We start from the raw sequence: 1327 nt of genomic DNA, 5'->3' as shown, positions 1-1327 counted from the left end.
GGCCAGGTGCGCGCTGTCGGCGAAGCCGCCACGCCGTACCAGCCCAGCGATGCGCAGATTGCTTACCACCTGGGCCGCTTCATCGGCCTGGTGCGCTCGCTGTCCATCGACACCATCGTGGTGCGGCAGAACTGGCTCGATGCCTATGACTACACCACGGACAAGGGCGCCGTGGTGCTCAATGAGTACGCGCGGGTGGCTGATCCGTTCTCGCGCATCGGCAAGGAGTCGGTGACGGTGCAGGTGTCCAGCGTGACCCGCGCCAGCGACCAGTCCTTCAACGTGCGCTGGACCGAGACGCGCTTCGTCAACGGCGCGCTGGATCGCACCGAGCGCTGGAACGCGGTGATCTCCACGGTGCTGCAGACCCCGCGCACGGAGCAGCGCGTGCGCAAGAACCCGCTGGGTATCTACGTCAACGGGCTGGCGTGGAGCCGCGAGCTGGAAGGAAACGAAGGAGCAAAACCATGAATGGACATTTCCGTAAACCCGCCTTGCCTGTGATCCTACTGGCATCCACCGTTTTGTTCTCGGGCTGCGCCACGCAGGGGACTCCGCCGCCATCCATCTCGTTGGATGGGCCGGTGCAGGCCCAGCCGCTGCCCGAGGCGCCGAAGCCCGTGGAGGTCGTGACCGTGCCCGAGGTGCTGGCACTGCCTGGACAGATGAAGCCGCTGGCCGGTGATGCCAAGGCCACACTGGAATCGCCCGACGAGAAGGTGCGCGTGACCCGTGCGAACACGGAGGCCCGTGTTGCGCCCACACGCGAGGGCTATGTGAACGCCATCCAGGTCTGGCCGTTCACTGATGGCGCGCTGTACCAGGTCTATGCGGCCGTGGGTCGCGTGACCGTGATCGCGCTCCAGCCGGGCGAGGAACTGGTGACGGTGGCTGCCGGTGACACGGTGCGCTGGATCGTGGGCGACACATCGAGCGGCAGCGGCGATGCGCTGCGCGTCAATGTGATGGTCAAGCCCATCCGCTCGGGCCTCAAGACCAATTTGGTCATCACGACCAGTCGGCGCACCTACCTGCTAGAACTGACTTCGACCGAGAAGACATGGATGGCTTCGGTGTCCTGGGAATACCCCAAGGACAGGATGCTGGCCCTGCAGCGCCAGGCACAAGCGGCCAGCGCCGCCGCGCCGGTCGATGCCGGGCTGTCGCTGGAGAAGATCCGTTTCCGCTACGCGGTCAGCGGCAGCAATCCGCCGTGGAAGCCGTTGCGGGCCTTTGACGATGGCGAGAAGGTCTATATCCAGTTTCCGGCGGGCATCGCTCAAGGCGAGCTACCGCCAATGTTCGTGATCGGCGCGCAAGGCGACGG

2 protein-coding genes are annotated in these 1327 nt (G+C 65.6%); both read left to right on the top strand.

Features of this window, described 5'->3' with window-relative positions; genetic code table 11:
* Positions 1-471 (top strand): conjugal transfer protein TrbF (trbF, locus tag H928_RS28915; RefSeq protein WP_043341241.1); only part of this gene is annotated, 471 nt, incomplete at its 5' end.
* The coding region (trbG, locus tag H928_RS0120130; RefSeq protein ID WP_043341242.1) for a P-type conjugative transfer protein TrbG at positions 468-1327 on the top strand (860 nt) is incomplete at its 3' end. The genes trbF and trbG, both read left to right, overlap by 4 nt.

Origin of the sequence: Comamonas sp. B-9, assembly GCF_000410635.1 — a bacterium.
Taxonomy (GTDB): domain Bacteria; phylum Pseudomonadota; class Gammaproteobacteria; order Burkholderiales; family Burkholderiaceae_C; genus Comamonas.
This window is presented reverse-complemented; position numbering and strand designations above follow the sequence as displayed.